The sequence below is a fragment of the Pseudomonas sp. W2Jun17 genome (genome assembly GCF_023127795.1).
GTDB lineage: Bacteria > Pseudomonadota > Gammaproteobacteria > Pseudomonadales > Pseudomonadaceae > Aquipseudomonas > Aquipseudomonas synxantha_A.
In genome coordinates this window covers 315,499-342,261 of the sequence record NZ_SPKO01000033.1, presented here as the reverse complement: position 1 = coordinate 342,261, position 26,763 = coordinate 315,499, and the positions used below count along the sequence as shown (strand labels likewise).

21 protein-coding genes and 1 tRNA gene are annotated in these 26,763 nt (G+C 59.6%); 14 read left to right on the top strand and 8 right to left on the bottom strand.

Annotated elements, in window-relative coordinates:
- The first annotated feature begins 221 nt into the window (after positions 1 to 221).
- The 13 genes from dnaG to pqqE all read left to right on the top strand — a co-directional run bounded on the left by dnaG (position 222) and on the right by pqqE (position 17,079).
- Positions 222 to 2,192, top strand: a complete 1,971-nt coding sequence (gene dnaG / locus E4O98_RS21605) for a DNA primase (protein ID WP_005792066.1) — start codon at positions 222 to 224, stop codon at positions 2,190 to 2,192.
- Positions 2,193 to 2,259: 67 nt separating this feature from the next.
- Complete coding sequence (gene rpoD / locus E4O98_RS21600) at positions 2,260 to 4,110, top strand: RNA polymerase sigma factor RpoD (protein ID WP_005792068.1); 1,851 nt, start codon at positions 2,260 to 2,262, stop codon at positions 4,108 to 4,110.
- Positions 4,111 to 4,231: 121 nt separating this feature from the next.
- The gene (locus tag E4O98_RS21595; protein WP_032879171.1) at positions 4,232 to 7,975 is read left to right on the top strand and encodes a bifunctional diguanylate cyclase/phosphodiesterase; all 3,744 of its coding nucleotides are present in this window, start codon (positions 4,232 to 4,234) and stop codon (positions 7,973 to 7,975) included.
- A 15-nt stretch (positions 7,976 to 7,990) separates the two neighbouring features.
- A tRNA-Ile gene (locus E4O98_RS21590) sits at positions 7,991 to 8,067 on the top strand.
- Between the two features lie 111 nt (positions 8,068 to 8,178).
- Positions 8,179 to 8,625 carry an Lrp/AsnC family transcriptional regulator gene (locus tag E4O98_RS21585; RefSeq protein ID WP_003194755.1) on the top strand — a complete coding sequence of 149 codons (447 nt, stop codon included), beginning with the start codon at positions 8,179 to 8,181 and terminating at the stop codon, positions 8,623 to 8,625.
- Positions 8,626 to 8,792: 167 nt separating this feature from the next.
- Positions 8,793 to 10,475: an NAD(P)/FAD-dependent oxidoreductase gene (locus E4O98_RS21580; protein ID WP_248136232.1), complete on the top strand. Its 1,683-nt coding sequence runs from the start codon at positions 8,793 to 8,795 to the stop codon at positions 10,473 to 10,475.
- Positions 10,476 to 10,485: 10 nt separating this feature from the next.
- Positions 10,486 to 11,280: a carbon-nitrogen hydrolase family protein gene (locus tag E4O98_RS21575; protein ID WP_032879127.1), complete on the top strand. Its 795-nt coding sequence runs from the start codon at positions 10,486 to 10,488 to the stop codon at positions 11,278 to 11,280.
- 48 nt (positions 11,281 to 11,328) lie between these two features.
- On the top strand, positions 11,329 to 13,704 hold the full coding sequence (gene pqqF / locus E4O98_RS21570; RefSeq protein ID WP_248136208.1) for a pyrroloquinoline quinone biosynthesis protein PqqF: 2,376 nt from the start codon (positions 11,329 to 11,331) through the stop codon (positions 13,702 to 13,704).
- A gap of 158 nt (positions 13,705 to 13,862) precedes the next feature.
- A complete protein-coding gene (pqqA, locus tag E4O98_RS21565; protein ID WP_003194766.1) occupies positions 13,863 to 13,937 on the top strand; it encodes a pyrroloquinoline quinone precursor peptide PqqA in 75 nt (24 codons plus the stop codon).
- Positions 13,938 to 14,008: 71 nt separating this feature from the next.
- Positions 14,009 to 14,920 (top strand): pyrroloquinoline quinone biosynthesis protein PqqB, encoded by a 912-nt coding sequence (pqqB, locus tag E4O98_RS21560; RefSeq protein WP_103735240.1) that lies wholly within the window; start codon positions 14,009 to 14,011, stop codon positions 14,918 to 14,920.
- 11 nt (positions 14,921 to 14,931) lie between these two features.
- A complete protein-coding gene (gene pqqC / locus E4O98_RS21555; RefSeq protein WP_017138042.1) occupies positions 14,932 to 15,684 on the top strand; it encodes a pyrroloquinoline-quinone synthase PqqC in 753 nt (250 codons plus the stop codon).
- Positions 15,681 to 15,956, top strand: coding sequence for a pyrroloquinoline quinone biosynthesis peptide chaperone PqqD (pqqD, locus tag E4O98_RS21550; protein WP_032879124.1), 276 nt, complete (start codon positions 15,681 to 15,683; stop codon positions 15,954 to 15,956). Before pqqC ends, pqqD begins: the two co-directional genes overlap by 4 nt.
- The gene (gene pqqE / locus E4O98_RS21545; protein WP_005792079.1) at positions 15,928 to 17,079 is read left to right on the top strand and encodes a pyrroloquinoline quinone biosynthesis protein PqqE; all 1,152 of its coding nucleotides are present in this window, start codon (positions 15,928 to 15,930) and stop codon (positions 17,077 to 17,079) included. The genes pqqD and pqqE overlap by 29 nt, the downstream gene beginning before the upstream one ends.
- 5 nt (positions 17,080 to 17,084) lie before the next feature.
- Here pqqE and E4O98_RS21540 read toward each other — a convergent pair whose 3' ends face one another.
- From E4O98_RS21540 to E4O98_RS21525, 4 genes are all read right to left on the bottom strand, one after another.
- A complete protein-coding gene (locus E4O98_RS21540) occupies positions 17,085 to 17,243 on the bottom strand; it encodes a YqaE/Pmp3 family membrane protein (protein ID WP_003194776.1) in 159 nt (52 codons plus the stop codon).
- Positions 17,244 to 17,336: 93 nt separating this feature from the next.
- Positions 17,337 to 17,657: a DNA-binding transcriptional regulator gene (locus tag E4O98_RS21535; RefSeq protein WP_032879122.1), complete on the bottom strand. Its 321-nt coding sequence runs from the start codon at positions 17,655 to 17,657 to the stop codon at positions 17,337 to 17,339.
- Positions 17,641 to 18,006 carry a type II toxin-antitoxin system RelE/ParE family toxin gene (locus E4O98_RS21530; RefSeq protein WP_032879120.1) on the bottom strand — a complete coding sequence of 122 codons (366 nt, stop codon included), beginning with the start codon at positions 18,004 to 18,006 and terminating at the stop codon, positions 17,641 to 17,643. Before E4O98_RS21530 ends, E4O98_RS21535 begins: the two co-directional genes overlap by 17 nt.
- Positions 18,007 to 18,231: 225 nt before the next feature.
- Positions 18,232 to 19,500, bottom strand: coding sequence for an aminotransferase class III-fold pyridoxal phosphate-dependent enzyme (locus E4O98_RS21525; RefSeq protein WP_032879118.1), 1,269 nt, complete (start codon positions 19,498 to 19,500; stop codon positions 18,232 to 18,234).
- 209 nt (positions 19,501 to 19,709) lie between these two features.
- On the opposite strand from E4O98_RS21525, the gene E4O98_RS21520 reads away from it, so the two are divergent.
- A complete protein-coding gene (locus E4O98_RS21520) occupies positions 19,710 to 20,609 on the top strand; it encodes a LysR family transcriptional regulator (protein WP_005792083.1) in 900 nt (299 codons plus the stop codon).
- A 226-nt stretch (positions 20,610 to 20,835) separates the two neighbouring features.
- Here E4O98_RS21520 and E4O98_RS21515 read toward each other — a convergent pair whose 3' ends face one another.
- From E4O98_RS21515 to E4O98_RS21500, 4 genes are all read right to left on the bottom strand, one after another.
- Positions 20,836 to 22,614 carry an acyl-CoA dehydrogenase C-terminal domain-containing protein gene (locus E4O98_RS21515; protein WP_078822486.1) on the bottom strand — a complete coding sequence of 593 codons (1,779 nt, stop codon included), beginning with the start codon at positions 22,612 to 22,614 and terminating at the stop codon, positions 20,836 to 20,838.
- A 143-nt stretch (positions 22,615 to 22,757) separates the two neighbouring features.
- Complete coding sequence (locus E4O98_RS21510; RefSeq protein WP_032879116.1) at positions 22,758 to 24,047, bottom strand: GGDEF domain-containing protein; 1,290 nt, start codon at positions 24,045 to 24,047, stop codon at positions 22,758 to 22,760.
- 218 nt (positions 24,048 to 24,265) lie between these two features.
- The gene (locus E4O98_RS21505) at positions 24,266 to 26,071 is read right to left on the bottom strand and encodes a phenylacyl-CoA dehydrogenase (RefSeq protein ID WP_032879115.1); all 1,806 of its coding nucleotides are present in this window, start codon (positions 26,069 to 26,071) and stop codon (positions 24,266 to 24,268) included.
- A 334-nt stretch (positions 26,072 to 26,405) separates the two neighbouring features.
- Positions 26,406 to 26,687: a hypothetical protein gene (locus E4O98_RS21500; protein ID WP_032879113.1), complete on the bottom strand. Its 282-nt coding sequence runs from the start codon at positions 26,685 to 26,687 to the stop codon at positions 26,406 to 26,408.
- Positions 26,688 to 26,763: the final 76 nt, after the last annotated feature.

The window sequence follows — 26,763 nt, the reverse complement described above, 5'->3', positions numbered from 1 at the left end:
ATCGGCTGTGCCCATCGATGCGTTTCCGAGGCCCACCATTGGCCAAGACCGGACGCCCGGGCAACATTTCCATGCCGAACACTGATCAGAAACTACCCTCAGTGAATATTCGGCAGATACACTTCCTGAAGACCCATGCAGACGATGATGATCAAGCACTCCATACGTGCGCTTGAACACTTCACGGGCCCTCATTTACACGCAGTGATGACGAGAACGCCATGGCCGGGCTGATTCCCCAGAGCTTTATTGACGACCTTCTGAACCGCACCGACATCGTCGATGTTGTCAGCTCACGCGTACAGCTGAAAAAAGCCGGCAAAAACTACACCGCCTGCTGCCCGTTCCATAAAGAAAAAACGCCGTCATTCAGTGTCAGCCCCGACAAGCAGTTCTATTATTGCTTCGGTTGCGGCGCTGGCGGCAACGCCCTCGGCTTCCTGATGGACCACGACAACCTGGACTTTCCCCAGGCCGTCGAGGATCTGGCAAAAGCCGCGGGCATGGAAATCCCCCGGGAAGAAAGTGGCCGCCCGCACAAACCCCGGCAACCTACCGATTCGCCGCTGTATCCGCTGCTGACCGCGGCCGCCGACTTCTATCGCCAGGCGCTTAAAAGCCATCCGCAGCGCAAGGCCGCCGTTGACTACCTCAAGGGCCGCGGCCTCACCGGTGAAATCGCCCGCGACTTCGGCCTCGGCTTCGCCCCGCCCGGCTGGGACAACCTGTACAAACACCTGAGCAGCGATACCCTGCAGCAAAAGGCCATGATCGATGCCGGCCTGCTGATAGAAAACGCCGAGACCGGCAAGCGTTATGACCGTTTCCGCGACCGCGTGATGTTTCCGATCCGCGACAGCCGTGGCCGCATCATCGCCTTCGGTGGCCGCGTACTCGGGGACGACAAGCCCAAGTACCTGAACTCCCCGGAAACCCCGGTGTTCCACAAGGGCCAGGAACTCTACGGCCTGTTCGAAGCGCGCAAGAACAACCGCAACCTCGACGAAATCATCGTGGTTGAAGGCTATATGGACGTGATCGCCCTGGCCCAGCAAGGTCTGCGCAACGCCGTGGCAACCCTGGGCACCGCCACCAGCGAAGAGCATTTGAAGCGCCTGTTCCGCGTTGTGCCCAGCGTGCTGTTCTGCTTTGACGGCGACCAGGCCGGCCGTAACGCCGCCTGGCGTGCGCTTGAGGCCACACTGTCAAGCCTGCAGGACGGGCGCCGCGCACGCTTCCTGTTCCTGCCCGAAGGCGAAGACCCGGATACCCTGGTCCGTTCGGAGGGTACCGACGCGTTCCGTGCGCGCATCAATCAACATGCGCAGCCGCTGGCGGATTATTTTTTCCAGCAATTGACCGAAGAAGCCGACCCGCGCTCGCTCGAAGGCAAGGCTCATATGGCCACCCTCGCTGCGCCATTGATCGACAAGGTGCCAGGCGCCAATTTGCGCACGCTGATGCGCCAGCGCCTGCTGGAAATTACCGGTTTGAGTGGCGAAGCCGTGAGCCAGCTGGTGCATAGCGCACCGCAAGATGCGCCGCCAGCCTACGATCCAGGCATGGATTACGACGCCATGCCGGACTATGCCGACTTTCACCAGCCTCAGGAGGCCTTTGCCCCCCAACAGGAGTGGACGCCGAAAAAGCCCGGGGCCGGCGGCAAGAAATGGGACAAGAAACCCTGGAGCAAAAACGGCAAGCGCGGTGATCGCGATGAAGCCTACGCTCCACGCACACCCGTAGCAGTGGAAGCCCCGACGCTTATTGCGCTGCGTACGCTGATTCATCACCCACAACTGGCCGGCAAGGTTGAAAGCGCCGACCACTTTGCCAACGAAAGCAACACCTACGCCCAGGTGCTGATTGCCCTGATCGAGGCGGTGCAGAAAAATCCCAAGCTAAACTCAATCCAGCTGATGGCTCGCTGGCACGGCACGGAACAAGGCCGTTTATTGAAAGCATTGGCGGAAAAGGAGTGGCTAATTGACGGCGACAACCTTGAACAACAGTTTTTAGACACCATTAATAGGTTATCTGCGGGTCAACACACTCAGACCCTCGATGAGCTCATTAAGAGAGCAAGGCAGCCGGGATTGTCGGCTGAAGAGCAGATTCAGATAGCAAAACAGATGCGCGACCTCTTAAAACAGAATGTTTACGCATCAAACCCGACCTCAGCTGGCGTGTGAGGTCATAGCTCGGGTATAATCCTCGGCTTGTTTTTTGCCCGCCAAGACCTTCAGTGGATAGGGTGTTATGTCCGGAAAAGCGCAACAGCAGTCTCGTATCAAAGAGTTGATCACACTTGGTCGTGAGCAGGGTTACCTGACTTACGCGGAGGTCAACGACCACCTGCCTGAGGATATTTCAGATCCAGAGCAGGTGGAAGACATCATCCGCATGATTAACGACATGGGGATCAACGTATTCGAAGTCGCGCCAGATAAGGATTCCCTTATGCTGGCCGACGCTGATACCGACGAGGCCGCCGCTGAGGAAGCTGCTGCCGCGCTGGCTGCAGTAGAGACCGATATCGGCCGCACGACGGACCCGGTGCGCATGTATATGCGTGAAATGGGTACTGTCGAGCTGCTGACACGCGAAGGCGAAATCGAAATCGCCAAGCGTATCGAAGAGGGCATCCGTGAAGTGATGGGCGCAATTGCGCACTTCCCAGGCACGGTTGACCACATTCTCTCCGAGTACACCCGCGTCACCACCGAAGGTGGCCGCCTGTCCGACGTCCTGAGCGGTTACATCGACCCGGACGACGGCATTGCGCCGCCTGCCGCCGAAGTACCGCCGCCTGTCGACGCCAAAGCCGCGAAAGCGGATGACGACGCCGAAGACGACGACGCCGAAGCCAGCAGCGACGACGAAGATGAAGTCGAAAGCGGCCCGGACCCAATCGTCGCGGCCCAGCGTTTCGGTGCGGTTTCCGATCAAATGGAAATCACCCGCAAGGCCCTGAAGAAGCATGGTCGCTCCAACAAGCAGGCAATTGCCGAGCTGGTGGCGCTGGCTGAGCTGTTCATGCCGATCAAGCTGGTGCCCAAGCAATTCGAAGGTTTGGTCGAGCGCGTTCGTAGCGCCCTTGAGCGTCTGCGTGCACAAGAGCGTGCAATCATGCAGCTGTGCGTGCGTGATGCCCGTATGCCGCGTACCGACTTCCTGCGCCAGTTCCCGGGCAACGAAGTTGACGAAAGCTGGACCGACGCACTGGCCAAGGGCAAGGCGAAATACGCCGAAGCCATCGGCCGCCTGCAGCCCGATATCATCCGCTGCCAGCAGAAGCTGACTGCGCTTGAGACCGAAACCGGTCTGACGATTGCTGAAATCAAGGACATCAACCGTCGCATGTCGATCGGTGAGGCCAAGGCCCGCCGCGCGAAAAAAGAGATGGTTGAAGCGAACTTGCGTCTGGTGATCTCGATCGCCAAGAAGTACACCAACCGTGGCCTGCAGTTCCTGGATCTGATCCAGGAAGGCAACATCGGCTTGATGAAAGCGGTAGACAAGTTCGAATACCGTCGCGGCTACAAGTTCTCGACTTATGCAACCTGGTGGATTCGTCAGGCGATCACTCGCTCGATCGCCGACCAGGCCCGCACCATCCGTATTCCGGTGCACATGATCGAGACCATCAACAAGCTCAACCGTATTTCCCGGCAGATGTTGCAGGAAATGGGTCGCGAACCGACCCCGGAAGAGCTGGGCGAACGCATGGAAATGCCTGAGGATAAAATCCGCAAGGTATTGAAGATCGCTAAAGAGCCGATCTCCATGGAAACGCCGATTGGTGATGACGAAGACTCCCATCTGGGTGACTTCATCGAAGACTCGACCATGCAGTCGCCAATCGATGTCGCCACCGTTGAGAGCCTGAAAGAAGCGACTCGTGACGTACTGTCCGGCCTCACCGCCCGTGAAGCCAAGGTACTGCGCATGCGTTTCGGCATCGACATGAATACCGACCACACCCTTGAGGAAGTCGGTAAGCAATTTGACGTGACCCGCGAGCGGATCCGTCAGATCGAAGCCAAGGCACTGCGCAAGTTGCGCCACCCGACGCGAAGCGAGCATCTGCGCTCCTTCCTCGACGAGTGATACCAGAACCCCCGGCCCAGGCCGGGGGTTTTGTTTTGCACAGATAAAATTCCCCGCAACACCCCTCCCCTGAAATGCCCGTCTACACTCGAACTATTCCCCGTGCCATAACGAGACCGTTATGCCCAGATTGCCGACCGTGTTGCTACTGTCGCTGCTGACCTGGACCGCAACGGCTGGCGCGTTGACTCTCACGGAGGATGAGCGTAGCTGGTTGGCGGACCATCAGGAGCTTCGCCTTGGGGTGGACGCGTCCTGGCCCCCCTTTGAATACCGTGATGAGAATGGTCGTTACCAGGGCCTGGCTGCCGACTATGTGCGCCTGATCCAGGACCGACTGGGTGTCAGGATCAAGCTGATCGAACCGGCAAACTGGACCGCTGTACTTGAACAAGCCCGGAGCAACCAGCTCGACTTACTACCCGGCATCATGTCCACTCCGGAGCGCCAAAGCTACCTGGCCTTTACACGCCCCTACCTCGACTTTCCCATCGTCATCCTTGCCCATGAAGGCGGCGCGAAACCACGCAACCTAAAGGGTTTGTACGGGCTGAAAATTGCCGTGGTGGAAAACTATGCGCCCCATGAATTGCTGCGCACTCACCACCCGGACCTGAATCTGGTGGCGATGCCCAACGTCAGTTCTACGCTGCAAGCCCTGGCCACCGATGAAGTGGATGCCGTCGTCGGCGACTTGGCGTCCAGCGTCTGGAGCCTGCGCCAACTCAAGCTCGATGGCTTGTACGTCAGTGGCGAAACGCCCTATCGCTACCAATTGGCAATGGGCGTCCCGCAGGAACAGAAAATGCTGGTGGGCATCCTGGACAAAGTCCTCGCCGACCTTAGCTCAGCCGAAACCGATGCGATCCAGCAACATTGGGTCGGCAGCTTCACCGATCACCGCACCTTCTGGGTCGACCTGCTGACGTACGGCCTGCCCGCTGTATTGTTGCTCAGTACCGTACTGGCGGTGGTCATTCGGATCAATCGCCGGCTCAGTTCGGAAATCTCCCGCAGGGTCGCCCTCGAACAAGAACTGCGCAGCAGCGAATACCACTATCGCGGCCTGGTAGAGAGCTTGTCCGCCATCGCCTGGGAAGCGAGCATCAGCGATTTCACCTACAGCTATGTATCGCCCCATGCCGAAGATTTGCTCGGCTATCCGCGCGCCCACTGGCTGATTCCGGGCTTCTGGCGCAACATCATTCACCCGGCCGACCTCACGCGCACCGAAGCGTATTGCTACCGGGAAACCCGTGCCAATCGTGATCACAGCGTCGATTACCGGGTCATCACGGCGGACGGCCGTTGCTTGTGGGTGCGCGATATTGTCAGCCTGATTGAACACGGACATGAGCCAGTGCTGCGCGGCCTGATGATCGATATCAGCGAAGCCAAGCGCACGGAGGAAGCCCTGCAACTGTCCGAGCAGAAGTTTGCGTCGGTGTTCCAGCAATGCCCCGACATTCTGGTGATCGCCAGGCTATCCGATGGCTGCCTGCTGGAGGTCAACAAGGCATTCGAGGACCAGATTGGCCTGACCGCCGACGAGGTTGTGGGCAAAGCCGCCTCAGATCTGAATATATGGCGCATTCAGGGCGTCGGGCCGGATTTGCTGCAGCGGGTACAGACCACCAGTATCCGCAACCTGGAAATGTCCTTTCTGCGCAGCAACGGCCAAGCGTTTACGGGGCTGATCTCAGCTGAGCCTTTCCAACTCGACACCACCGAAGCTCTGGTGGTGGTGGTGCGCGATATCACCCAGCTCAAGGAAACCCAACAGCAGCTGCAAACCTCCGAAGAGAAATTCGCCAAGGCGTTCCATGCGTCCCCCGACGGCTTGCTGCTGAGTCGCCAAAGGGATGGCCTATTGATTGAGGTGAACGAAGGTTTCAGCCATCTGACCGGCTTCACCAGCGCCTCTTCGCTCGACCAATCAACCCTGGACCTGGGTATCTGGGTCGATCTCAACGAACGCAAGCACATGCTGGAGTTGATGCAGCGCGACGGCTTCGTGCGTGATTTCATCTGCCATATCCGTCGCGCCGACGGCCAGCTTCGCCTCTGCGAAGTCTCCAGTCGCCCGCTGCCCATCGGTGACGAAGACTGCATGCTGACCATCGCCCGGGACATCACCGAACGCCAGCAGATGCAGGAAAAACTGCAACAGGCCGCCACGGTATTCGAGAGCACCGCTGAAGGCGTTTTGATCACCGACACACGACAGAACATCAGTGCCGTCAATCGCGCCTTCAGTGAGATCACCGGCTACAGCGAAATCGAAGCACTCGGCCATACCCCGCGCCTGCTCGCCTCGGGCCTGCATGACAGCGCATTCTATGCGGCGATGTGGCACCAATTGACGGCCCATGGACACTGGCAGGGAGAGATTTCCAACCGCCGCAAGAACGGCGAGGTGTACCCAAGCTGGCTGACCATCAGCGCCGTGCGTAACCGCGACCAATTGATCACGCACTTCGTTGCCGTGTTTGCCGACATCTCCAGCCTCAAGCTGGCCCAGGCACGCCTGGACTATCAGGCCCACCACGACCCGCTGACCGGTCTGCCCAACCGCACCCTGTTTGAAAATCGACTGCAGGCCGCCCTTAACGGCCAGCAGGAAAGCGGCAGGCAAGGCGCGGTGTTGTTTCTTGACCTGGACCGTTTCAAACACATCAACGACAGCCTCGGCCACCCGGTCGGCGACCTGCTGCTCAAAGACATCGCCGTACGCCTCAAGCAGCAACTGCGCGACGTCGACACCGTTGCCCGCCTGGGCGGGGATGAATTCATCATCTTGCTGCCCGGCTTGCAGCAGGCCGGCGATGCCCAGTATCTGGCGAACAAACTGCTCGACTGCTTTACACCCCCATTCCAGGCCGGTGACCATGAGTTTTTTATCAGCGCCAGTATTGGCACCAGCCTTTACCCACAGGATGGCACCGACGTCGCCACTCTGGTCAAGAACGCCGATGCTGCGATGTATCGCTCCAAGGCCAAGGGCCGCAACCGTGTCGAAAGCTATACCCGCGACTTGACGGCCCAAGCCAATGAACGCGTAGCGCTGGAGCACGAGCTGCGCCGTGCCATCGAACGTGAAGAGCTGAGCCTCTATTACCAACCCAAGCGCAGCCTGTTGACCCAGGAGCTGATCGGCGCCGAAGCCCTGATCCGCTGGCATCACCCGACCTTGGGCGACGTCCCGCCCGAACACTTCATCGCCCTGGCCGAAGAGAACGGCACGATCCTGCAGATTGGCGACTGGGTGCTGGAACAAGCCTGTCGGCAGTTGCACGCCTGGCAAGAGGCTTTCGACGATTTCGGGCCACTGTCGGTCAACCTCGCAGGCGCGCAGCTGCGTCACCCCAACCTGTTGTCACGCATCGAACAACTGCTGCGCGATTACCGCCTTGAACCTGGCTGCCTGCAATTGGAGATCACCGAGAACTTCATCATGAGCCAGGCCGAAGAAGCCCTGGGGGTTCTGCATCAACTCAAACGCTTGGGCGTCCAGCTGGCGATCGATGATTTTGGCACTGGCTACTCGTCCCTCAGCTACCTCAAGCGCCTGCCCCTGGACTTCCTCAAGATCGACCAATCCTTCGTTCGAGGCCTGCCCGACGATCCCCACGACGTCGCCATCGTGCGCGCCATCATCGCGCTGGGCCACAGCATGCAATTCACCATCATTGCCGAAGGCGTGGAGACCCCCGCACAGCAAACATTCCTCGCCGCCGAAGGCTGTGAACAGATGCAAGGCTACATCGTCAGCCTGCCCCTGCCGCCGGAGCTTTTTGCCGCGAGCTTCCTTCGTACGAAGCTGGAGGATTTTTCGGATGGCACAGTGAACAAACCATCGTTATAATCCGCGACCTACTGAGGGCCTATAGCTCAGTTGGTTAGAGCAGGGGACTCATAATCCCTTGGTCGCAGGTTCGAGTCCTGCTGGGCCCACCAACTTGAAAGCCGCGCATTGCGCGGCTTTTGCGTGTCTGGTGTAACGGTTCTTTCGGCCGGACCCAGCCTGTACCATGCGTACTCATTGTCGTCCGCACCGGAGTCCCCCCCTTGCCCGCCCTAGACGAAATCGACCGCCAACTGATCGCCGCCCTGCAGCTCAATGCCCGCGAAAGCGTGGCCATGCTTGCCCGGCAACTGGGGATTGCGCGCACCACAGTCACGTCACGCCTGGCACGCCTGGAGAAAACCCAGGTGATCACCGGTTACGGCGTACGCTTGGGCCAGCGCGTCGCGGATGGGGGTTTGCAGGCTTATGTGGGGATTACCGTGCAACCACGCTCAGGCAAAGAGGTGCTGCGCAGGCTGAGTGCCATGGCGCAGGTGCAGCAGTTGTGTGCGGTCAGCGGCGAATTCGATTACGTGGCCTGGCTGCGCACCGATTCGCCGGAGCAACTGGACCAACTGCTCGACCAGATCGGCAGTGTCGACGGTGTGGAGAAAACCACCACCTCGATCATCCTCAGCAACAAATTGGATCGCGGACAGCCAATCTGATCGATAACTTCGTCATATTGACAAAAATCAGTGCAATCCGACGACACATTGCGTCTTATTAACGAGCGCTACGCTCCCTAAACTGGCTGCCATCTTTTCCTATACTCAACGGGCCATATCCCGCCGAGCCGTCAGTAAGGTCAGCCATGAGCATTCCGTCCAGCACTATCAGCAAGACCAATCGTCACCCAGCAGACGGCAAGAAACCCATCACCATTTTCGGCCCGGATTTCCCGTTCGCATTTGATGACTGGATCGAGCACCCCGCCGGGCTGGGCAGTATTCCCGCCGCCAACCATGGGACCGAAGTGGCGATCGTGGGTGCCGGTATCGCTGGTTTGGTCGCGGCCTACGAGCTGATGAAGCTGGGGCTCAAGCCAGTGGTGTATGAAGCCTCGAAGATGGGTGGCCGCTTGCGCTCCCAGGCCTTCGAAGGCGCCGAAGGCATCATCGCCGAGCTGGGCGGGATGCGTTTCCCGGTGTCGTCGACGGCGTTCTACCATTACGTAGACAAGTTGGGGCTGGAAACCAAACCCTTTCCCAACCCGCTGACCCCGGCGTCCGGCAGCACTGTGATTGATCTGGAAGGCCAGACCCACTACGCACAAAAACTCTCCGACTTGCCTGCGCTGTTTCAGGAAGTGGCCGATGCCTGGGCCGATGCACTGGAAGCCGGCTCGCAGTTCGGCGATATCCAGCAGGCGATCCGCGACCGTGATGTACCGCGGCTAAAAGAGCTGTGGAACAAGCTCGTGCCGCTGTGGGATGACCGTACCTTCTACGACTTCGTCGCAACCTCCAAGGCCTTTGCCAAGTTGTCGTTCCATCATCGCGAGGTATTTGGCCAGGTCGGCTTCGGCACCGGCGGCTGGGACTCGGACTTCCCCAACTCCATGCTGGAAATCTTCCGCGTGGTGATGACCAACTGCGACGACCATCAACACCTGGTCGTTGGCGGCGTAGCGCAAGTGCCCATGGGCATCTGGCGTCATGTGCCGGAGCGCTGCGCCCATTGGCCGGCCGGCACCAGCCTCAGCTTGCTGCATAGAGGCGCACCACGGGCAGGGGTCAAACGCATTGCTCATGCGGCCGATGGCCGTTTCGCCGTCACTGACAACTACGGTGATACCCGCGAGTACGCCGCGGTGCTGACCACCTGCCAAAGCTGGCTGCTGACCACCCAGATTGAATGCGACGAAACCTTGTTCTCGCAAAAAATGTGGATGGCCCTGGACCGCACGCGCTACATGCAGTCGTCGAAAACCTTCGTGATGGTTGACCGCCCATTCTGGAAAGACAAAGACCCGCAAACCGGTCGCGACCTGATGAGCATGACCCTCACCGACCGCCTGACCCGCGGCACCTATCTGTTCGATAATGGCGACGACAAGCCGGGGGTGATTTGCCTTTCCTACTCGTGGATGAGCGACGCCCTGAAAATGCTGCCCCAGCCTATCGACAAGCGGGTGAAGCTGGCCCTGGACGCGTTGAACAAGATCTACCCCAACGTCGATATCAAGGCACGCATCATCGGCGACCCGATCACGGTTTCCTGGGAAGCCGACCCGCACTTCCTCGGGGCTTTCAAAGGTGCACTGCCCGGCCACTATCGCTACAACCAGCGGATGTACGCGCACTTCATGCAGAAAGACATGCCCGCCGAACAACGCGGGATTTTCATCGCCGGTGACGACGTATCGTGGACCCCCGCGTGGGTCGAAGGCGCCGTACAAACCTCGCTCAACGCGGTGTGGGGCATCATGACTCACTTCGGTGGCAGCACCCACCCAGAGAACCCGGGCCCCGGCGATGTGTTCGATGAAATCGGGCCAATCGCCCTGGCCGAGTAAGGAGCTGAACATGCGTGTCGCCCTGTACCAATGCCCGCCGCTGCCGCTGGATGTGGCCGGTAATATCCAGCGCCTGCGCCAACTGGCGCAAGAGGCATCCGACGCCGATGTGCTGGTGCTGCCAGAGATGTTTCTCTCGGGCTATAACATCGGCGCCGAAGCCGTTGGCGCGTTGGCCGAGGCGCGGGATGGGGAGTCTGCCCAAGCCATTGCCGAGATCGCGCAAAACGCCGGGCTGGCCATTCTTTACGGCTATCCGGAGCGGGCTGACGATGGGCAGATCTACAACGCCGTCCAGTTGATCGACGCCGAGGGGCAGCGCCTGTGTAACTATCGCAAGACCCACCTGTTTGGCGATCTGGATCACGCCATGTTCAGCGCAGGCGACGATGATTTTCCGGTGGTAGAACTCAACGGCTGGAAGCTGGGGTTTCTGATTTGCTACGACCTGGAGTTTCCGGAGAATACCCGGCGTCTGGCCCTGGCCGGCGCCGAACTGATTCTGGTGCCCACCGCCAACATGGTGCCGTTCGATTTTGTCGCCGACGTCACCGTGCGTTCGCGGGCGTTTGAAAACCAGTGCTTTGTGGCCTATGCCAATTACTGCGGGCACGAAGGCGAGATTCATTACTGTGGACAAAGCAGCATTGCCGCACCGGATGGCCAACGTATCGCCCAGGCCGGCCTGGACGAAGCCTTGATCGTCGGCACCCTGGATCGCCAGTCAATCCTCAGCGCACGCGCCGCCAACCACTACCTGCAAGACCGACGCCCCGAACTCTACGGCGCGCTGCACAAGCCCTGACCCCACGGGTTTGCTAGCATAGGCACTTCTCACGCCTCGGAAGTGCCCATGCCTGCGCCGGTTCACCCTCACCCCGTTCATCTGACCCTGGCCAATGGCCTGCGAGTATCCCTGCGCCATGCGCCGCGCTTGAAGCGCTGCGCCGCCGTTCTGCGCGTGGCTGCCGGCAGTCACGATGTGCCATTGGCCTGGCCGGGGCTGGCACACTTTCTTGAGCATTTGCTGTTTCTCGGTACCGAGCGTTTTCCGGCCGGGGAAGGATTGATGGCCTACGTGCAGCGCCTCGGTGGGCAGGTCAATGCCAGTACCCGCGAGCGAATCACCGAGTATTTCTTTGAGCTGCCGGTGTCGGCCTTCGCTGACGGGCTGGCGCGGTTGGCAGACATGGTGACTCATCCACGCCTGACGCTCGACGATCAACGACGTGAACGCGAAGTGCTGCACGCGGAGTTCGTGGCCTGGTCCGAGGACGCCAGGGCACAACACCAAGTTGCGTTGTTGCAAGGTTTAGCGGCCGATCACCCGCTGCGAGGATTCCATGCCGGCAACCGCGACAGCCTGACGGTGGAAAGCGACGATTTTCAGCAAGCCTTGCGCGAATTCCATAGGCATTTCTATCAAAGCGGGCAGATGACCTTGAGCCTCGCCGGTCCGCAATCGCTGGCAGATTTGCAAACCCTTGCCCAGCAGTTCGGTGACGAACTGATTGCCGGCCCCCTGCACCCGCAAACCGCGCCACCACCGCTGATGCACGGCCAGGCACGCAGCTATCAACACACCGCCAGCCAGCACCTGCATCAGGTCATCATCTGTAACGCCCCCCGCCAAGCACTGGAGTTTCTCTGCACCTGGCTCAACGCTTCGGCGTCGGGCGGGTTGTTGGCCGAACTGAAAGCTAGCCAACTGGCCAGCGCGCTGCATGCGTCTGTGCTGTACCACTACGCGGACCAGGCGGTGCTGGATATCGACGTTACCCTCGATAGCGACCACCAACCGGCGACGCAGATCGAAGCCTTGTTGTATGACTGGCTGAGCTTTTTCGCACACAGCGACTGGAATCCATTACGTGAAGAGCTTGCCTTGCTCAATGCGCGTCAACAGCAGGTTCAAGGCGCCCTGACATTGGCTCGCGACGACAGCAAAGACCTGTCGGATCAAGGCATTGCAGCCCTCAAGGCCATGCTTGCATCGCTGCATCTGCCCGCGTCTGAACACAGTTGGCAACTCCCACCGGGCAACCCCTTTCTTCGTCCGCCGGCCAAGGAAGAACGCGCCGGTTTGATCCGCGGCCAAACCAGCGCCCATCGGGGCTTGCGTACCTTTGCCCAGGATCGCTTACGGGGCCGGAGGGAGTTATCGGCGCTGACCTTCAGCAACGCACTGGCGGATGACACCGACGAAGGCGCGCTGTACCTGCATTGGCGGTTTGACGCTGCCGTACCCGCCGGATTGGAAAGCCTATTGCAGCCGTTGCGCGAGCAAGCCCGTCAAGCGGGTGTCGAGTTGTCTTGCGAAACCATTGGCAACGATTGGCGGGTGAACATGCACGGCCTTCACGAACCGATGCCGGCCGTGCTCGAAGCGTTGGCGCGCAGCCTGAGCAGCTCGGATGCACATCTGTCATCACCGACGCCCCCGCCGATGATCGCCATTCGCGAACTTCTCAAGGCGTTGCCAGCTTGCTGCGTCGGTGTTTCAGCCGACTCCTCGGAGACACCAGCGTCGTGGTCCACTGCTCACTGGCAGGGGCTGGGTGCGGGTTTGCCTGCGGCCAGTGAAGCGGCGATCAAAATCGCCGCCGCCCGCTTGCCAGGGCAGCCGGCCAACATTCAATGCACACCTGAAGTTCTCAACGGGCAGCGGATCTGGCACCCGGTGAACACCGCATCCAGCGACGCTGCGCTGCTGCTTTTTTGTCCAGTGCCGAGCCAGTCTCTCGTCGATGAGGCCAACTGGCGACTGCTCGGGCATATGCTCCAGGGCCCGTTCTACCAACGTTTGAGAGTTGAGCTGCAAATCGGCTACGCCGTGTTCAGCGGCATCCGACAAATCAACGGGCAAACCGGCCTGTTGTTTGGCGTGCAATCGCCCAGCCTGTCACTGGGCAGGATCGCCGAACACCTGCAAGCCTTCCTGCAACAACTGCCGTCTTTGATCGAACGCAGCGCAGACGTGGGCAATCAGCCTCTTGCGCAGCAATTCACGGCGCAGGCACTCCCCGTCAGCCAAGCCGCCGATTTGCTTTGGCACGCGCAGTTGGCGGGTCATTCGTCGAGTTACCTGGATCAACTTCAACACCTGATCCAAAGCCGCACACGCGAGGACTTGCAGCACGCAGCCCAACAACTCCTTGAAGCAGCAGGCGGCTGGCGCTGCGTGGCTAACGGCCCGCGTATCAGCGATGACTGGCAAGCGGCGCAATGATCGTTGCCAACCCTGCAACAGGCTTTTTCCATCGAGACAGCGCTAACTTGAAAAGAATTGCGTAACATTGCGCAGCAATATCTGAACATCTCCAATGGGAGGTGGACTATATGTATTACTTGGTAGTGAACGTCCCATCCCTTGATAGGAGTAAGAATATGACCTGGTCCAAACCTGCTTACACTGATCTGCGTATTGGTTTCGAAGTCACCATGTACTTCGCCAGCCGTTGATTGGCTGAGTAATACAACGCCTCGGTTCGCCCGGGGCGTTTTTGTTTTGAGCTGCGCTTGATGGAGAGATCATGTTTGTCCAGATTCTAGGTTCCGCCGCCGGCGGTGGCTTCCCGCAGTGGAACTGCAACTGCGTGAACTGCGCAGGCTTTCGCGATGGCAGCCTGCGGGCCCAGGCGCGCACCCAGTCGTCCATCGCGATCTCCGACGACGGTGTGAATTGGGTACTGTGCAACGCGTCGCCGGATATCCGCGCGCAACTCCAGGGCTTTGCGCCCATGCAACCCGGGCGCGCCCTGCGCGATACCGGTATCAGCGCAATCATCCTGATGGACAGCCAGATCGACCACACCACTGGCCTGTTGAGCCTGCGGGAAGGCTGCCCGCATCAGGTATGGTGCACCGACATGGTCCATGAAGACCTGAGCACCGGGTTCCCGTTGTTCACCATGCTGACCCACTGGAACGGCGGCCTGGCCTGGAACCGCATCGAACTGGACGCCAGCTTCACCATCCCGGCCTGCCCCAACCTGCGTTTCACCCCACTGCCGTTGCGCAGCGCAGCGCCGCCCTACTCGCCGCACCGCTTCGACCCGCACCCTGGTGACAACATCGGCCTGATCGTCGAAGACCTGCGCACCGGCGGTAAACTGTTCTACGCCCCGGGCCTGGGCAAGGTCGACGCGCCGCTGCTGGATATCATGGGCGGCAGCGATTGCCTTTTGATAGACGGCACGATGTGGGATGACGATGAAATGCAGCGCCGTGGCGTCGGCACCCGCACCGGTCGCGAGATGGGCCACCTGGCGCAGAACGGCCCGGGCGGTATGCTCGAAGTGCTGGAGCAGTTGCCCAAGCAGCGCAAGGTGCTTATCCACATCAACAATACCAATCCGATCCTCGATGAAGATTCCCCCGAGCGAGCCGAGTTGGTGCGGCGCAATGTCGAAGTGGCGTACGACGGCATGAGCATTGAATTGTAGGAGCCACTGAAATGACTGACACACCGCTGACGACCGCCGAGTTCGAGGCAGCCTTGCGGGCCAAGGGCGCCTTCTACCATATCCATCACCCCTACCATGTGGCGATGTATGAAGGCCGCGCTACCCGCGAGCAGATCCAGGGCTGGGTCGCCAATCGCTTCTATTACCAGGTGAACATTCCCCTGAAAGACGCCGCGATCCTGGCCAACTGCCCGGACCGTGAGATCCGCCGCGAGTGGATCCAGCGTTTGCTCGACCACGACGGCGCACCGGGGGAAGACGGCGGTATCGAAGCCTGGCTGCGCCTGGGCCAGGCCGTTGGCCTCGACCCGGACCAGCTGCGCTCCCAGGAACTGGTGCTGCCCGGCGTACGCTTCGCGGTGGACGCCTACGTCAACTTCGCCCGCCGCGCCAGTTGGCAGGAAGCTGCCAGCAGCTCGCTGACCGAGCTGTTCGCGCCGCAGATCCACCAATCGCGCCTCGACAGCTGGCCGCAGCACTACCCGTGGATCGACCCGGCCGGCTACGAATACTTCCGCACCCGCCTGGGCCAGGCTCGTCGCGATGTGGAACATGGTTTGGCGATCACCTTGCAGCACTACACCACCCGCGAGGGCCAGGAGCGCATGCTGGAAATTCTCCAGTTCAAACTGGATATTCTATGGAGCATGCTCGATGCAATGAGCATGGCCTACGAACTCAAACGCCCGCCCTATCACAGCGTGACCGAGCAGCGGGTGTGGCATAAAGGGATCACCCTATGAGCTTTGATCGCAGCAAAATACCGACCTGGCGCCAGGGCTACCGTTTCCAGTATGAGCCTGCGCAAAAAGGCCATGTGCTGCTCTATCCGGAAGGCATGATCAAGCTCAACGACAGCGCCGCGTTGATCGGCGGTTTGATCGACGGCGAGCGCGACGTGGCAGCCATCATCGCCGAGCTGGACCAACAATTCCCCGGCGTACCGGAGCTCGGTGAAGACATCGAGCAATTCATGGAGGTCGCCCGTGCTGAGCACTGGATCACCCTTGCCTGAAAAACCCGCCATCGGCTTGCCGCTGTGGCTACTGGCCGAGTTGACCTATCGCTGCCCGCTGCAGTGCCCGTACTGTTCCAACCCGCTGGATTTCGCCGAGCAGGGCAAAGAGCTGAGCACCGAGCAATGGATCAAGGTGTTTCGCGAAGCCCGCGAGATGGGTGCCGCACAGCTGGGGTTTTCCGGGGGTGAACCACTGGTGCGACAGGACTTGGCCGAACTGATCGCCGAGGCCCGCAAGCTGGGCTTCTATACCAACCTGATCACCTCCGGTATCGGCCTGACCGAGCAGAAAATCAGCGACTTCAAAAAAGCCGGGCTGGATCATATCCAGATCAGTTTCCAGGCCAGCGACGAACAGGTGAACAACCTGCTGGCCGGCTCGAAAAAAGCCTTCGCGCAAAAGCTGGAAATGGCCCGTGCGGTCAAGGCACACGGCTACCCGATGGTGCTGAACTTCGTCACCCATCGGCACAATATCGACAAGATCGACCGCATCATCGAGCTGTGTATCGCGCTGGAAGCGGATTTTGTCGAACTCGCCACCTGCCAGTTCTACGGCTGGGCGCAGCTTAATCGCGTGGGCTTATTGCCGACCCGAGACCAGTTGGTGCGCGCCGAACGCATCACCAATGAATACCGCGCCAAACTGGAAGCCGAAGGTCATCCGTGCAAGCTGATCTTCGTGACACCGGATTATTATGAAGAGCGCCCTAAAGCCTGCATGAACGGCTGGGGCAGCATCTTTCTGACGGTGACACCGGACGGCACCGCCCTGCCCTGTCACGGCGCGAGGCAGATGCCGGTGCAGTTTCCCAATGTGCGCGACCACAGCATGCAGCACATCTGGTACGACTCGTTTGGTTTCAATCGCTTTCGCGGCTACGACTGGATGCCCGAGCCCTGCCGCTCATGCGATGAAAAGGAAAAGGATTTCGGCGGCTGCCGTTGCCAGGCGTTCATGCTCACCGGTGACGCCAGCAATGCCGACCCTGTATGCAGTAAGTCCGAGCAGCACGGCATCATCCTGCAGGCACGGGAAGAAGCCGAACATGCCACCCAGACCATCGAGCAACTGGCCTTTCGCAATGAGCGCAACTCACGGCTCATTGCAAAAGGCTGAGGGCTTCAACGCTTGGCGATGATGTACACCGCGTGGATGATGCCAGGGAAGTAACCGCACAGGGTCAGCAGGATATTCAGCCAGAATGCACCGCCGAAGCCTACTTGCAGGAACACACCCAGTGGCGGCAGCAGAATAGCGATGATGATACGAATAATGTCCATGGGTCAGCTCCAGAAAATCGGCTCGTGTGAGCCGTGTAGCTAATCGACATTGGCGGTTCGCGAGGGTTCAGTGGATTCTGGCATCGGGCCATCTCACGCCAGAATCTGCAGACCATGCTTCTTCACGACGCTCAACAACTTGAGTGCCATGCCGCTGGGCCGTTTCTCGCCCGACTCCCATTTTTTGACCGTGGAAGCACTGGTGTTCAGGTAGCGGGCAAATACAGGTTGGCTGACATGGCTGCTTTCACGCAGTTGCTTGATCTGTTCGGCAGGGATTTGGTCCGGCATGGCAGATAAGCATGCTTCATCATATTCTCGAAGCGTGGTTTTGCTGATGGCGCCGATGGCATGAAGCGCTTCGGCAGACTGATGAATGGACTCAAGCGCCTCACTTTTATACTTCTTGGTCATGATGTATCTCCACAAACTCCCTGAGATCCAGCATGCGCTGAATCTGTGCTTCGTTTAACCCTTCATAAGTTTTGGCAAGTGTTCGAAACCAGACAAGTTCGCTCTGCGTTATATTGCTTTGATCCTGCTTCGCGAACAGAAACTGATAAACCCAATAATGCCTGCCCTTGGCCAATACAACAGACCGATGCCGATTCTGGTTGAGACGTTTTTTCCAGACACCACCTCCCAGATTATCTGCCTGCCCCCTCAACATTTCGCCAAACGCCTTCCTCAACTCAGAATCGCAGATCCAGACTTTAGTGGCCGCCTCGGCAAATCGCCTTGTTTTGAACAACCTGAGCCTCATGGAGATCCCTTCCTAAAACATACCACCCAGTGGTATAGATTAAAAGTCGAGCACGTCGTGCCCCTCCGGCAGTCCTTGCCGACGCTCGCTAAAAAGCCATCGTTTCCAAAGAGACTCAATAAACGTTTTCACACCAGAAATTACTCAGGCAAAAAAACGCCCCCAGCCAAAAGAATCAGGCTGAGGGCGCCGCGTATACCGCGAGACGGTTCAGGAATTGGACGGTTAAACAGCAATGCCCTTTCGGCATTGCAGTTGCGCGGTGCGCACCCGTGAGAAGGCGCGGGCCAGGCGCAGGAGCATTTCGTCGATGTTGCTTTTGCTCACCGTCAGCGCCGGTGTGAAGCGCAGGCAGTCGGGTTGCGGCGCGCTGAGGATCAGTCCCTCTTGCAGCGCGGCTTTTACCACCGCATCCGCAGAATCATCCGATAAGGTAAGCCCCCACATCAGGCCATTCCCGCGCAATGGGCCATGGCCGTAGCGATAGGCCAGACGGGCAAGCCCTTCGCCCAGGTGACAGCCCAACACGCGTACATGCTCAAGAAAACCGGGCTCAAGCACGGTATCGGTGACGGCCAACCCAGCCGAGGCCATCAATGCATTGCCATGATGGGTACCTTCCAGCTCACCCACTTCAAAGCAACAGGCCTTGCCCCGTGCCAGCAGCGCCGCCAACGGCACACCGCCGCCCAGGCCCTTGCCCAGGGTGATGATGTCGGCATGCACGCCGTACTGTTGCTCGGCAAGCAAGGTGCCACAGCGGCCCATGCCGGTTTGCACTTCGTCGAGGATCAGCAGGATCCCCAGTTCGCGGCACAGCCGCTCGACGCCTTTGAGATAGTGTTCGGTCGCCGGGATCACGCCGGCTTCGCACTGGATCGGTTCCAGCAGAATGGCCACCGTCTGGGCATCCACGGCAGCATGCAGGGCGGGAAGATCATTGAAGGGAACGTGACTGAAGCCCGGCAATTGCGGTTCGAAGCGGTTTACCAAGGTACCAGCCGAAGCGGCTAGCGTAGCGAAGCCATGTCCATGGCAACCGTTGCTGGCGCTGATAATGCGATAGGCCCCGCCACGGTGCAGTTGCCCCCACTTGCGCGCCAGTTTGATTGCCGCCTCGCAGGCTTCCGCGCCGCTATTGAGCAGGTAAGCCTGGTCGCTGCCGGTATGCTGGCAAAGGCGCTCGACGAGATTGAGTTGGGCACGGTTATGCAGGCCATTGCCGGGATTGATCAGCGCCTGGGTTTGCGCAGCCAGGGCCTTGATCAATACCTGTGGGCTATGGCCCAGGCTGTTGGCGGCATTGCCTTGGCTGAAGTCCATATAGGCACGCTCATCACTGTCCCACAGCCACGAGCCCTGGCCCCGCACAAACACTTGAGGTGGGCGCGCCACAGTGGGCATCAAATGCTCGGTTGAATGCGTGTCGCGTGGGGCATCCTGGATCAGGTCATCCAGGCTCGGGGCGGGGCGGCGGATGTTGAACAGATTCACAACTTACCCCCGTTTGCAACCTGACCTTGGTGGTTACGGCCGGACCATTGCACCTGAGTTTTTTTTGCCTTGCCTATGTAAACGCTATCAACAAAAACGCTGTTCATTGTCCGATCCGGCCCTGTAAGCCCTGCGAATAGGCGCTAGACTAGGCTTCTCGGGGGCCAGCGGCCATTTCGATTTTCCAGCTTTTTCGATAAGTAAGCCTTATGGATTTCAAGCAACTGCGTTATTTCGTCGCGGTGTATGAGGAAGGCCACGTAGGGCGTGCTGCGGAGCGTCTTTCGATCTCGCAACCGGCCTTGTCACAACAGATTCGCCAGCTGGAGCAGAACCTTGATGTAAGTCTGTTCGAACGCAGCAGCAAGCGGCTGCTGCCGACCCTGGCGGCGCACACCTTATACAACCACGCGTTGCCGCTCATTGATGGCATGCAGCAAGCCGTCGAAGCGCTACGCAACTTCAAGGGCCAGGCCATGCGGACCCTGGCCATCGGCGTGCTGCAAACCGTGCACACCAGCCTGGTGCCGCAAATGCTTGAGCGCGTGCGCAAGGCCCAGCCTCATTTGGTGGTGCAGATTTACGAGCTGACGGGGCTTGAGATTGAGCGGCGGTTGCTCAACGGCTCCCTCGACATTGGCATCAGCTACCTGCCACCACGTCAGCCGGGCCTGCACGGTGTGCTGCTGTATGAAGATGAGTTGAAGGTGGTGATTCCCGACGACCATCCGCTGCGCGAATTCAAGAAAGTCTCGCTCAAACAAGCTGCCGAGTTACCGATGCTGCTGTTGGGGGAGGAGTTTCAAGTCAGGCAGATCTGGCAGGGCCAGTTGGCCAACCTGGGGCGGCGCCCGCAGGTGCAAGCGGAGCTCAACACCATGGTGGGAATACTCGACAGCCTGCCCCACACCAAGCTGGCGACGGTGCTACCGGGGCGTTCCCAGGACGAACACAACAGCCAGGCGCTTTTGTGGAAACCCTTGAGCGAACCGAGGGTGCCATTGAAGGTGGGGCTGGTCTGCCGTGATGTGCAACGCCAACAGGCCACCGTCGCATTGCTGCGCACCCTGCTGGAAGACGTGATGAATGCCCCGCAGGCAAGCGCCTGACTTTTTCGCGGGCAAAAGAAAACCCCGCCGAAGCGGGGCTTTGCAGACTGTTTCCCTGACATCCATTTCACTCCGCCGTCCTGGCAGAATCCTACGTGTCCGTGTTGTTGCTTTGCGCTTCCTGCGCGACGTCCATGTGAAGTAGATTATCCGTGGATCCAATTTGGCGATAGAGGACGATTAGCAGCACGTCATGTAAGAGATTGCTTACACGCCCTACAGGCCCTTAAAACAGTGCTTCATCCATCAGGAACAACGATTCGCTACCGGCTTTTACCGACGCGCTCAACGAATGGATACGCGGCAGCAGACGGGCAAAGTAGAAACGTGCAGTCCCCAATTTGCTGGCGTAGAAAGCCTCCTCGGCCTCTTTGCCCAACGCGGCCTTGGCCATGCGCGCCCACATATAGGCGTAGGCCATGTAGCCGAATGCATGCAAGTACTCCACCGACGCTGCGCCGATTTCATTCGCGTTGCTCTTGGCGCGGTCCAGTACCCAGGCCGTCAATTCATCCAGGTTATCCACCGCTGCGCTGAGCGGCGTGGTGAACTCGGCCAGCTCGGCCCCCGATTCAGCGATGAACTGGCGGATCTCATCGGCGAACAGCGTGTAGAACGCACCGCCGCTGCCGACGATCTTGCGTCCCATCAAATCCAGCGCCTGAATGCCGTTGGTGCCTTCGTAGATCTGGGTGATGCGCACGTCACGCACCAACTGCTCCTGGCCCCATTCGCGAATATAGCCATGGCCACCAAACACTTGCTGGCCGAGCACAGTGGTTTCCAGGCCCAGGTCGGTGAGGAACGCCTTGGCCACGGGTGTCAACAACGCCACCAGGTTATCAGCGCGCTCGCGCGCCTGCGCATCGTCGCTGAACTTGGCGATGTCCAACTGCGTCGCCACGTAGGTGGAGAACGCACGACCGCCTTCGTTGGCCGCCTTCATGGTCAGCAGCATACGGCGTACGTCCGGATGCACGATGATCGGATCTGCCACTTTATCCTTGGCCTGTGCACCCAGCGGGGAGCGGCTTTGCAGGCGGTCGCGGGCGTATTCAATCGCGTTCTGATAGGAGCGCTCGCCGGACGCCAGGCCCTGGATGCCCACCCCCAGACGCTCGTAGTTCATCATGGTGAACATCGCCGCCAGGCCACGGTTAGGCTCACCGACCAGATAACCCACGGCTTCGTCGAAGTTCATCACGCAGGTCGCGGACGCCTGGATCCCCATCTTGTGTTCAATCGAACCGCAGGTCACCGGGTTGCGCGCGCCAAGGCTGCCGTCGGCGTTCACCATGAACTTGGGCACCAGAAACAGCGAGATGCCCTTGGGCCCCGCCGGTGCATCCGGCAGTTTGGCCAGCACCAGATGGATGATGTTCTCGGTCAGGTCGTGCTCGCCACCGGTGATGAAGATCTTGGTGCCGCTGACCTTGTAGGAACCGTCCGCCTGAGGCTCGGCCTTGGTGCGAATCATGCCCAGGTCGGTGCCGGCATGGGCTTCGGTCAAGCACATGGAACCTGCCCACTCACCGGAATACATCTTCGGCAAGTACGCGGCCTTGAGCTCTTCGCTGGCGTGGGTGTTGATCGAGACACAGGCGCCGGAGGTCAGCATCGGGTACAGGCCGAATGCCAGGCTCGACGAGTTGATCATTTCTTCAACCTGCGCCGACACCGCCTTGGGCATACCCATGCCGCCATAGGTCGGATCGCCGCCCACACCCACCCAGCCGCCTTCGGCGTAGGTCGCATAAGCCTGGGGGAAACCGTCCGGGGTACGCACCGCGCCGTCGGTCCAATGGCAGCCTTGCTCATCGCCGCCGCGGCTCAAGGGCGCGATGGATTTGGCGGTAACCTTGCCGGCCTCTTCGAGGATCGCCTCAACGGTTTCGGCATCAACGGTGTCTGCCAATGCCGGCAGTTCGGCCCAAGTCTTGGCGACTTCAAAAACTTCGTTGAGGACGAAGCGCATATCACGCAACGGCGCTTTGTAATCAGCCATGGCAAACCTCGTGGGAACATGAAAAGTGATTCGATAGGATCGGTTTTACAGACCCCGAGTGTACCCGAACAACTTTTCAGACACATAGGGTCTGCTTGTGACTATCTGGTATTTTTAAGTCACAGTAAATACAGCGCGCTGACTCAACCCGCAGCGCTTTGCGTGCGCACCGCGCCACGACGGGTTTGCCCGGCCGCAATCACGCAGTTACGCCCGGCGCCCTTGGCGGCGTACAGCGCCTGGTCGGCGGACTTGAGCACCTCTTCAGGGTTACGCTGCTCGGCCTGACGCTCGGCCACGCCGATGCTGACCGTCACCGACACGCTGGAGGCTCCGCTGCCCGCACGCCGTTGACGGCCTTGGTGGTCGTCATGAGGACGATCCGGGTTACGCAACTTGATGGCGTAGCCGGCAATGATCTCGCGAATCTCCTCCAGGTGCGGCATGCATTCATCCAAGGTCTTGCCGGCAAATACCACGGCAAATTCTTCACCGCCATACCGGTAGGCGCGCCCGCCGCCGTTGACCTTGGACAGCTTGCTCGCCACCAGGCGCAGCACCTGGTCGCCCACGTCGTGGCCATGGGTGTCGTTGAAACGTTTGAAGTGATCAACGTCACTCATCGCCAGCACATAGTTGCGCCCCAGCCGTTGCATGCGTTCGTTGAGGGCGCGTCGTCCCGGCAAGCCGGTCAGTTCGTCGCGGAACGCCATTTGATAGGCTTCGTGGGCCACACCGGCAGCAATCATCAACATCACTTGGCTGCACATGATGTTGAGGGTGAACGGCAGGATGAAGGTTTGCGGCAACATCCAGAACAGGCCCAAAAACCCCACCAATTGGGCGGCGTGCAGCGGGCGCGGCTGATACCAATACTGGGCGGCCAGGGTAAGGAAGCCGATCAGGAACATGGGATAGGACAGCTGGATCAGGCTCATCCACGCGCCATGCAGCATCGGCCAGCGAATCTCCGCCAACCAGCCCAGCAAAGCCTGGGGGAAACTTTGCTCCAGGGCCAGCGCCACACTGCCCACCGCCAGCAACACCGCGCAGCGGGCGACGAAGTCACGGAACAGATGGGTTTTTTCCTGCCACAGCGCGTAGATGCTGAATAGTAGCGGCAACAGCAGGCAACACAGGTGGAACACCACCGCGGCGTCGTCACGCACGCGTCCATTGTCGCGGTAGAAATCGGTCTGGGTATCCAGCAGGAAATAGGCGACGTACACCGTGATCATCAGGAACAGTTCACGCTGGCGCCGATAGACCGCGCAGTACGCGCCGCCGAGCAGCAGGACCAGGGTCGGCAACACGTTGAACAGCGAGGTGAAGAAGACGTTGAGGTCCTTGACGTACGCAGCCGAAAGCCCGGCCAGCAACAGCAGCAGCGAAGGTAGGAAATGACTGAAACGTACAGCAGACACGCGTGACAAGGGTAAAACTCCGACCCGCAAAATAATGGCACTGTGCCTTCATGCAGTCAGTTAAGCACAATCGGACTGACACGTATCACATTGCCACTACTGTAACGGCAGCGGGTTGTAATCCCTGAGTGCATCACTGCGGTTTTTTATGCCCGCACTCTGTAGGAGGGCAAAAAAAACCGCCGCGTCCCGAAAGAGGCGGCGGTTGCAGAAAGAACCGGTAAGGCTTAGTAAGCCAGGCCGAAGTCTTCTTCTTTCATGTCCATCAGGTTGTTGGCGCCCGACAGCATGGTCGCCACGTGGGTACGGGTACGCGGCAGGATGCGCTGGAAGTAGAAGCGCGCGGTCTGCAACTTGGCGGTGTAGAACGCCTCTTCGCTGGTACCGGCAGCCAGTTTCTCGGCGGCCAGGCGCGCCATGTCGGCCCAGAAGTACGCCAGGCACGCGTAGCCGGAGTACATCAGGTAATCCACCGAAGCGGCACCGACTTCTTCGCGGTCTTTCATCGCGGCCATGCCGACCTTCATGGTCAACTCGCCCCACTCTTTGTTCAGTGCCGCCAGCGGTGCAACGAACTCTTTAACCGCGTCGTTACCTTCGTTGGCCTGACAGAACTTGTGCACAATCTTGGTGAAGCCCTTGAGCGCTTCGCCTTGGGTCATCAGTACTTTGCGGCCGAGCAAGTCCAGGGCCTGGATGCCGGTGGTGCCTTCGTACAGCATCGAAATACGGCTATCGCGCACGTTCTGTTCCATGCCCCACTCGGCGATGAAGCCGTGGCCACCGTAGATCTGCACGCCGTGGTTGGCCGATTCAAAGCCGACTTCGGTCATGAACGCCTTGGCGATCGGGGTCATGAATGCCAGCAGGCCATCGGCCTGTTTCTTGGCTTCGTCATCGGTGCCGTACTTGACGATGTCCACTTGCTTGGCGGTGAAGTACACCATCGCGCGGTTACCTTCGGCGAAGGCTTTCATGGTCAGCAGCATGCGGCGTACGTCTGGGTGCACAATGATCGGGTCAGCGGCTTTGTCAGGTGCTTTAGGGCCGGTCAGGGAGCGCATCTGCAGGCGATCACGCGCATATTTCAGGCCACCCTGGAAGCCGATTTCGGCGTGGGCCAAGCCTTGCAGGGCAGTGCCCAGGCGAGCGGTGTTCATAAAGGTGAACATGCAGTTCAGGCCTTTGTTCGCCGGGCCGATCAGGAAACCGGTGGCTGCGTCGAAGTTCATCACGCAGGTGGCGTTGCCGTGGATGCCCATCTTGTGTTCCAGGGAACCACAGGTGACCGCATTGCGCTCGCCCACTGAACCATCGGCGTTGGGCAGGAACTTGGGCACGATAAACAGCGAGATGCCTTTGGTGCCGGCCGGTGCGTCCGGCAGGCGGGCCAGTACGATGTGGACAATGTTGTCGGCCATGTCGTGTTCACCGGCCGAGATGAAGATCTTGGTGCCGGAGACTTTGTAGGAACCGTCAGCCTGAGGCTCGGCCTTGGTGCGCAGCATGCCCAGGTCGGTACCGCAGTGTGGCTCGGTCAGGCACATGGTGCCGGTCCATTCGCCCGACACCAGCTTGGTCAGGTAAGCGTCTTGCTGCTCGGGGGTGCCGTGCTCGGAAATAGTGTTCATCGCGCCATGGGACAGGCCAGGGTACATGCCCCACGACCAGTTGGCTTCGCCGACCATTTCGCTCACCGCCAGGCCCAGGGACTCCGGCAAGCCCTGGCCACCGTGCTCCACGTCATGGGCCAGGCTCGGCCAGCCGCCTTCGACGAACTGTTTGTAGGCTTCTTTGAAACCGGTAGGGGTCTTAACGCCTGACTCACTCCAGGTACACCCTTCGATGTCGCCCACGCGGTTCAGCGGTGCCAGCACTTGCTCACAGAACTTGGCGCCTTCTTCAAGGATGGCGTCGACCATGTCCGGAGTAGCGTCCTGGCAAGCCGGCAGGCTCTGATAGTGCGCTTCATAACCGAGCAGTTCGTCACGAACGAAGCGAATATCACGCAAGGGGGCCTTGTAGTCAGGCATAGCGATAAACCTCTGCTGATGTATCTGGGATGAACAACCGCGTGGATTTGTTATGGCGGTCAAACAGGTGTTTGAAACATACGTTTACGACCCAGGGTTGTCAAGCGTCGGCCAGATGCCGTTTGTCTTGACGCAGGTCATCGCCAGGCACGGCAAGGCCTGCGGCGGGATGCCACTGCAAAAAACGAATAGAGAACTAGCTCAGGGCCAGGCACAGGCAAATATGGGAGGGGGCTTGCTCCCGATAGCGGTAGGTCAGCTATGAATGGGCACGCTGATACACCGCATCGGGAGCAAGCCCCCTCCCACATTTTTAATTGAGTTCAGCAGGGGATCAGGCGTAGGTATCGATCAACGTACCGAGCATTTCATCCGAAGCCTTGGCGACTTTTGCCCCCAGCTCGACTTGAAACTTGCCCTGGGCCATTTCCACCATATTGCTCGCCGAGTTTGACGCTTGGGCGCGGTCATTAGCTTGCAGACGATCGCTTTGCGCGGCCGATGGCTGGGCTGTTGCGGCGCTGGCAATCTTGCCGGCCGCCTGGTCGACACGGCTCTGCCCGGTCTGAATACTGCTCAGGCCCGAATAAAACGCGCTGCTTCCAGAGATTTCCATGGCTTAAGCCTGCCTTGAGAGAATCGTGAAGGTGGATTGAAGCAGACATCCCGGCAAAAGGCCCGTCAAAAACACT

Coding starts and splice junctions, on each gene's coding strand:
- dnaG (WP_005792066.1), top strand. CDS start 222: ATGGCCGGGCTGATTCCCCAGAGCTTTATTGACGACCTTCTGAACCGC.
- rpoD (WP_005792068.1), top strand. CDS start 2,260: ATGTCCGGAAAAGCGCAACAGCAGTCTCGTATCAAAGAGTTGATCACA.
- E4O98_RS21595 (WP_032879171.1), top strand. CDS start 4,232: ATGCCCAGATTGCCGACCGTGTTGCTACTGTCGCTGCTGACCTGGACC.
- E4O98_RS21575 (WP_032879127.1), top strand. CDS start 10,486: ATGCGTGTCGCCCTGTACCAATGCCCGCCGCTGCCGCTGGATGTGGCC.
- pqqF (WP_248136208.1), top strand. CDS start 11,329: ATGCCTGCGCCGGTTCACCCTCACCCCGTTCATCTGACCCTGGCCAAT.
- pqqB (WP_103735240.1), top strand. CDS start 14,009: ATGTTTGTCCAGATTCTAGGTTCCGCCGCCGGCGGTGGCTTCCCGCAG.
- pqqC (WP_017138042.1), top strand. CDS start 14,932: ATGACTGACACACCGCTGACGACCGCCGAGTTCGAGGCAGCCTTGCGG.
- pqqD (WP_032879124.1), top strand. CDS start 15,681: ATGAGCTTTGATCGCAGCAAAATACCGACCTGGCGCCAGGGCTACCGT.
- E4O98_RS21540 (WP_003194776.1), bottom strand. CDS start 17,243: ATGGACATTATTCGTATCATCATCGCTATTCTGCTGCCGCCACTGGGT.
- E4O98_RS21535 (WP_032879122.1), bottom strand. CDS start 17,657: ATGACCAAGAAGTATAAAAGTGAGGCGCTTGAGTCCATTCATCAGTCT.
- E4O98_RS21530 (WP_032879120.1), bottom strand. CDS start 18,006: ATGAGGCTCAGGTTGTTCAAAACAAGGCGATTTGCCGAGGCGGCCACT.
- E4O98_RS21520 (WP_005792083.1), top strand. CDS start 19,710: ATGGATTTCAAGCAACTGCGTTATTTCGTCGCGGTGTATGAGGAAGGC.
- E4O98_RS21515 (WP_078822486.1), bottom strand. CDS start 22,614: ATGGCTGATTACAAAGCGCCGTTGCGTGATATGCGCTTCGTCCTCAAC.
- E4O98_RS21505 (WP_032879115.1), bottom strand. CDS start 26,071: ATGCCTGACTACAAGGCCCCCTTGCGTGATATTCGCTTCGTTCGTGAC.
- E4O98_RS21500 (WP_032879113.1), bottom strand. CDS start 26,687: ATGGAAATCTCTGGAAGCAGCGCGTTTTATTCGGGCCTGAGCAGTATT.